The sequence below is a fragment of the Corallococcus llansteffanensis genome (assembly GCF_003612055.1).
In the GTDB taxonomy this organism is placed as follows: domain Bacteria; phylum Myxococcota; class Myxococcia; order Myxococcales; family Myxococcaceae; genus Corallococcus; species Corallococcus llansteffanensis.
In genome coordinates this window covers 1-5894 of record NZ_RAWB01000603.1, presented here as the reverse complement: position 1 = coordinate 5894, position 5894 = coordinate 1, and the positions used below count along the sequence as shown (strand labels likewise).

Annotated in this window: 6 protein-coding genes and 1 tRNA gene; all 7 read right to left on the bottom strand. The window is 69.2% G+C overall.

Annotated elements, in window-relative coordinates:
• Nucleotides 1-182: 182 nt before the first annotated feature.
• Nucleotides 183-256 (bottom strand) — tRNA-Arg (locus tag D7V93_RS36200).
• A 91-nt stretch (nucleotides 257-347) separates the two neighbouring features.
• On the bottom strand, nucleotides 348-1631 hold the full coding sequence (locus tag D7V93_RS36195) for a hemolysin family protein (protein WP_120647695.1): 1284 nt from the start codon (nucleotides 1629-1631) through the stop codon (nucleotides 348-350).
• An 81-nt stretch (nucleotides 1632-1712) separates the two neighbouring features.
• Nucleotides 1713-2096, bottom strand: a complete 384-nt coding sequence (locus D7V93_RS36190) for a response regulator (protein WP_244237715.1) — start codon at nucleotides 2094-2096, stop codon at nucleotides 1713-1715.
• Between the two features lie 95 nt (nucleotides 2097-2191).
• Nucleotides 2192-3025 (bottom strand): metallophosphoesterase family protein, encoded by an 834-nt coding sequence (locus D7V93_RS36185; RefSeq protein WP_244237716.1) that lies wholly within the window; start codon nucleotides 3023-3025, stop codon nucleotides 2192-2194.
• A gap of 79 nt (nucleotides 3026-3104) precedes the next feature.
• A complete protein-coding gene (locus D7V93_RS36180) occupies nucleotides 3105-4292 on the bottom strand; it encodes a ceramide glucosyltransferase (protein WP_120647693.1) in 1188 nt (395 codons plus the stop codon).
• Between the two features lie 109 nt (nucleotides 4293-4401).
• The gene (gene phoU, locus D7V93_RS36175) at nucleotides 4402-5088 is read right to left on the bottom strand and encodes a phosphate signaling complex protein PhoU (RefSeq protein ID WP_120647692.1); all 687 of its coding nucleotides are present in this window, start codon (nucleotides 5086-5088) and stop codon (nucleotides 4402-4404) included.
• 23 nt (nucleotides 5089-5111) lie between these two features.
• The gene (pstB, locus tag D7V93_RS36170; protein ID WP_120647691.1) at nucleotides 5112-5855 is read right to left on the bottom strand and encodes a phosphate ABC transporter ATP-binding protein PstB; all 744 of its coding nucleotides are present in this window, start codon (nucleotides 5853-5855) and stop codon (nucleotides 5112-5114) included.
• Nucleotides 5856-5894: the final 39 nt, after the last annotated feature.

The following is a 5894-nucleotide window of genomic DNA, read 5'->3' as shown; positions in this document are numbered from 1 at the left end:
CGTCCGTACAGGCCAGGCAGGTGGCGAGAAGACAGGCGGGCAGGAGGGAGGCTCGGCTCATGCCCCCGGTGTAGTGCATCGCGCCCGAGGCCCGGTACGGGCGGATAGGGGAATCGGCCCCTGAAACGACAGAAGGCCCGGAATCAGTGGGTTTCCCCAATGATTCCGGGCCTTTGTCTCTGCGCGCGATGCAGGATTCGAACCTGCGGCCTTTGGCTCCGGAGGCCAACGCTCTATCCAGCTGAGCTAATCGCGCAGGACTGACTTCCGGTGTGGGAGGAGTAACCGAAGTCCCAGAGCGACGCAAGCACGCAATCCACGGTCGCCGGGGGACCGTTGCATGGCCGTCAGGCCTCCGTCTGCACGGGCTGCGCCGGCAGGTGGAAGCGCACCTCGCGCACCCGGCGAGGCGACGCCTCCATCACCTCCAGCACCGTCCCATCCGGCATGGGCAGCTTCGCCCCCGGCTCCGGAATCGCGCCGCCCGCCAGCGCGATGCACAGGCCCGCGACGGTGGAGTAGTCCTCGCTCTCCTCCAGCTCCAGCCCCAGCTCGCGGTTCACCTCCCGCAGGCTCGCCTCGCCCTGCACCACGGCCAGGGTGGGGCTCTCGCGCCGCACGCGCTCCTCGGGAATCTCCGACTCGCTGAGGATCTCCCCCACGAGCTCCTCCACCAGGTCCTCCACCGTCACCAGCCCCACCACGCCGCCGTGCTCGTCCACCACCACCGCGAGCTGCATCCGCCGGCGCTGCATCTCCTTCATCGCCGCGATGGCGCGCATGGACTCCACCAGGAACAGCGGCGGTCGCAGCACGTCCTCCAGCACGATGAGGTGCCCCTCCCAGGCCACCCCCAACAGGTCCTTGGCCACGATGTAGCCGACCACGTTGTCCAGCGTGCCCTCGTACACTGGCATCCGCGAGTGCCCGTGCTCCAGCAGCACCTGGCGGATCTCCTCGGAGGTCGCGTGCCGCCGGAGCGCGACCATGTGCTCGCGCGTCACCATCACCTCGCCCAGCGTCAGGTCCCCCAGCTCGAAGGCCCGCGACGCAATCTCTCCCGCGCGCGGATCCAGCGTGCCCTGCTTCGACGCCTCCTCCACCAGCTGCTGCAGCTCGTCTGGCGACAGCCGCGACTCGGTGAAGTTCGTCCTGTCCCCGAAGAGCTTCAGCACCACGTTGGAGCTGGCCGTGAGGAACCACACCAGCGGACGCATCACCCACGCCACGGCCTTGAGCGGCCGGCCCAGCGTGAGCGCGTACTGCTCCGAATAGCGCAGCGCCAGCGACTTGGGCACCAGCTCCCCCAGCACCAGCGACAGGTACGAGACGAGCGCCACCACCAGCCCGAGCGACACCTGGTCCGCCGTCACCGCCGGCACGCCCATGCCCTCCAGCACGCCGCCCAGCCGCTGCGCGATGCTCGCGCCGCCGAAGGCCGCCGCCGTGGCGCCAATCACCGTGATGCCAATCTGCACCGTGGCCAGCAGCCGCTCCGGATCATCCCGCAGCGCCGACACCGCGTGGGCGGACTTGCTGCCCTGCTCCAGGAGCTCCTTCAGCCGCGTCTTGCGCACCGACAGCAGGCCCAGCTCGGCGCCCGCGAAGACGCCGTTGGCCAGGACCAGCAGCAGGATGATGATGAGCTCCGTGACGATGGCGGACCTCCTGGCTGGATCCGCCCGGGCCCGCGGCGGATGACGCCCCCTGTCCTACACCCCCAGGGACTGTAGGAGGAGCGACAATTGGTCGCGGCTCGCTCCCTTGGGCAGGTAGTAGTGGGGACCCGACAGGAGCGCGCTGCCCACGTCCTGGGCCGCCGCCGACGTGAGGAAGACGATGCGCGGGTTCGTCGACACCCGCGGCAGCTTCTCCACCACCTCCAGGCCGCTCATTCCCGGCATGTTCAAGTCCAGCAACATGACCCCGAAGCGCTCCCCTCGCTTGAGCGAGTCCAGCGCCTCCTGGCCATCCGCCGCTTCGGTGGTCTCATAGCCGAGGTCCTCCAGGCTCACCCGGAGGAACTCCCGCCAGTCCGCGTCGTCATCCACGACCAGGACCTTCCGAGCCTCGTCACTCACCGCGAGTCGCCCCAAGCATCCTCCTGACCTGAGGACAACCTTCCGGGGCCCCACCGGCATTCGCGACACTTCCGTCCTATCTCCCCCTCCAGCAGGCAGCCAGCCATGCGCTAGAAGAGCGCCATGCCCAGCTGGCCCACCAAGTACTGCAGCGCGGGCCTCACGTTGTGGACCGCCGTGCGCGGCTTCGCGGGCTCCGCCGCCTGACACCACGCCGGCTCGCCCACCAGCCGACCGGCCAGGTGGCTGAAGACGCGGAAGCGCCCCAGGTCCGTGCTGCTGCCGGAGTTGTAGACGCGCAGCGCGCGCTCACCGGGCTGACCCAGGTCCAGCTCGTGTGGGATGTGCCGGTGGCCGTGCAGCACCAGGTCGCACTTGCCGCCCACGCGCTCCAGCAACGTCTTGCCCAGCGCCAGCTCCGACGCGTGCGGCAGGCCCACCTTCGTCGCGATCCACTCCGGGAAGCTCTCCAGCGGCAGGGGCAGGACGTGGTGGTGCAGCAGCACCGCGACGACCACGTCGGGCGGCGCGGCGGACAGGGCCTGCTCCACCTGCACCACGACGTCGGCCGTCAACTCGCCATGGCTGGAGAAGTAGTTCCGGTTGTGCTCACCGGTGGAGTCCACGCAGACCATGTAGAGGCCTGTCTTCTCCACCGTGTGGACCTTGCGACCCTCCATGAACCGGCTGCCCACGTCCTCGCCAGGACGGTCGTGGTTGCCGGGGATGAAGGTGAGGCGCCCGGTCTCCATCCAGGGCGCGAAGTGTTCGCGGAAGCGCTGGAACTCGGCGTTGGCGCCGCGGTGCGTGAGGTCTCCCGTCACCACCACGTGATCAACGTCCTGGGCCACCAGGGCCTTCACCAGTGAGGACGCCGCGGCGTCGCTCTCGCGGCTCATGTCCAGATGGAGATCCGAAAGATGGGCCAGCTTCAGGAAGGGCATGCTCAAGGAAATAGGCATCGCGTGAAGGGGCGGCGAGGGTCCGCGCACGTTCGTGCGCGAAAAGTTGGGCTTCAAGCGTTCAACCTGCCTCGTTGCCGGTGATCCATGCCTCCGAGGGCGACGTCCGGGCCCGCAGCGGCACCAGCCGCGTTCCTGACACCACGCGCAACCGCGTGCCGCGCCAGTCCACCGTGCGACGGAACGCGCCGTGCCACCACGCGGCGAACAGCAGCGCGTCCTTCACCAGCACCGCCGCCGCGGCCCACGCGCCCACCGGCTGGGGCCGCAGCGCGCGGAACACCGCCACGTCCACGCAGACCTTGCCCAGCGCCACCACCAGCGCCGCGAAGCCCGTGAGGGCCGACGGGTGGAGGAGGACCCCCAGCACCGCGAGCGGCACCGGGTTGAGCAGCGCCTGCGCGAGGTACGTCGAGGGCGAGACGGCTGTGCGGTGGATGACGCTCCAGCGCAGGTAGCGCTGGAAGAAGGCGTCCACGCTCTTGCGCAGGGACACGTTGAAGACGGGCGAGCGCGCAAGGCACACGCGCTTGCCCAGCTTGCGCGTCACCCACTGGCCGATGACGTAGTCCTCCGCGAGCACGTCCTTCACGGAGAAGAAGCCGCCCAGCGACTCCACGTCCTCACGCCGCAGCGCCATGGACTTGCCCACCACGATGTCGCGGTCCGCCAGGTGCTTCGCGGCGATCATCCCCGCCGCCGCGCTGGAGGACAGGTGCAGGTTGTCCAGGAGCGAACCGAACGTCGTCTCCCCCAGCCCCGCCACCGGGTGCGTCACGCAGCCCACCGTGGGGTCCTCGAACGCGGCGGCGATCTCCTCCAGGTAGCCTTCGCCCACGCGGGTGTTGCTGTCACTCACCACCCACAAGTCGTACCGGGCCTCGGACGACAGGGTCACGAGCTGGTTCACCTTCGGATTGAGGCCGGGCTCGCCCACCTGGAGCACCGCGCGCATGACGTGGGGCCACTTCGCCTGGGCCGCCTTCGCCACCGCCCAGGCCGGGTCGCTTGCGTCCTTCACGCCCAGGAGGACTTCGTAGTGGGGGTAGCCCAGGTGCGCGAACTGCTCCAGGTTCGCCTCCAGGTCGTCGTCCACGCCGCACAGCGGCTTGAGGATGGACAGGCCCGGGGACTGGGTGGGGACCGCCGGAGGCTCGCGGCGGTGGCGGCGCACGAACAGCGCCTGGAGGACCAGGGCCAGGAGGCCCACGAGGGACGCGGCCAGGAGGAGGCTGGAGGCGATGAGCATGTCGCCACCCTACGGAAGGCCCATGGCGGGACCGGGGCGGCGACACGGCGGGCCGGCCAACTCGCCGTGACAGCGCCGTGAAGCGACAGCGTCTCCTCACGCGGCGCGCCTACTCGGTGAGGTCGCGGCTCTTCGGGTGGCGCACGTCCTTGCCGCGCACCATGTAGATGACCATCTCCGCCACGTTGAGCGCGTGGTCGCCCACGCGCTCCAGGTGCTTCGCGATGAACATCAACGCCGTGGCGCGGCGGATGTTGCGCGAGTCCTCCATCATGTAGGCCAGGAGCTCGTTGAAGATCTTCAGGAAGAGGGCATCCAGGAGATCATCCCCCTTGAGCACCTCCTCCGCCTTCGCCGCGTCACCGGACACGAACGCGTCCAGGGCCTTCTTCACCTGCTGCTGCGCCAGGTCCGCCAGCTTCGGCGTGTCCACGTAGGGCGCCAGCGGCGGCACCTGGTTCAGGTCCATGGAGCGCTCGGCGATGTTCACGGCGAGGTCGCCAATGCGCTCCAGGTCGGTGACGATCTTGAGCGCCGTGGTGATGAGGCGCAGGTCGCTGGCGGCCGGCTGGCGCAGGGCGAGGATGCGGCGGCACAGGTCGTCGATGTCGACCTCCAGCCGGTTCACCTCGCGGTCGGCGCCCACCACCTTCTCCGCCAGGGCCGAGTCCCGGTCGGTGAGGGCGCGGACGCTCTGCGCGACGAGGGCCTCCACCTTGGCCCCCATGGCGAGCAGCTTCTCGCGCAGGTTGCGCAGGTCCTGCTCGAATGCCTTGTCGGTGTGAATGGCCGCCATGTCGTTGCTTTCCGTCGCGCTTTTCAGCCGAACTTCCCGGTGACGTAGTCCTCGGTGCGCTTCTCGTGGGGGTTGGTGAAGATCTGCTCCGTGGGACCGCACTCCACCAACTCTCCCATGTAGAAGAAAGCCGTCTGGTCGCTCACCCGCGCGGCCTGCTGCATGTTGTGGGTGACGATGGCGATGGTGTACGTGGACTTGAGCTCATGGATGAGCTCTTCGATCTTCGCCGTGGCGATGGGGTCCAGCGCGGACGCGGGCTCGTCCATCAGCAGCACCTCCGGCTCCACCGCGAGCGCGCGTGCGATGCACAGGCGCTGCTGCTGGCCGCCGGACAGCCCCAGGGCGCTCTCGTCCAGCCGGTCCTTCACCTCGTCCCACAGCGCCGCGCCGCGCAGGGACTTCTCCACGCGCGCCTGGAGCTTCGCCTTGTCCTTGAGTCCGCCCACGCGCAGGCCGTAGGCGACGTTCTCGAAGATGGACTTGGGGAACGGGTTGGACTTCTGGAAGACCATGCCCACGCGCCGGCGCAGGTCCACCACGTCCAGGGCGCGGTCATGGATGCTGCGGCCGTCCAGGTACACGCTGCCCTGGTGGCTCGCGCCGGAGATGAGGTCGTTCATCCGGTTGAGCGAGCGCAGGAAGGTGGACTTGCCGCAGCCGGACGGGCCGATGAGCGCGGTGACCTTGTGCTCGGGGATGCCCAGGCTCACCTGGTTGATGGCCACCTTGCTGCCGTAGCGCAGGGTGAGCTCCCGGGACTCCATCTTGTTGCGCGGGGTGGCGGAGGTAGGGGGCATGGATGG

What these genes read in the sequence shown, in the direction of transcription:
- D7V93_RS36185 (WP_244237716.1), bottom strand. Translation starts at nt 3,025, where the DNA reads ATGCCCTTCCTGAAGCTGGCCCATCTTTCGGATCTCCATCTGGACATG.
- D7V93_RS36180 (WP_120647693.1), bottom strand. Translation starts at nt 4,292, where the DNA reads ATGCTCATCGCCTCCAGCCTCCTCCTGGCCGCGTCCCTCGTGGGCCTC.
- phoU (WP_120647692.1), bottom strand. Translation starts at nt 5,088, where the DNA reads ATGGCGGCCATTCACACCGACAAGGCATTCGAGCAGGACCTGCGCAAC.
- pstB (WP_120647691.1), bottom strand. Translation starts at nt 5,855, where the DNA reads ATGGAGTCCCGGGAGCTCACCCTGCGCTACGGCAGCAAGGTGGCCATC.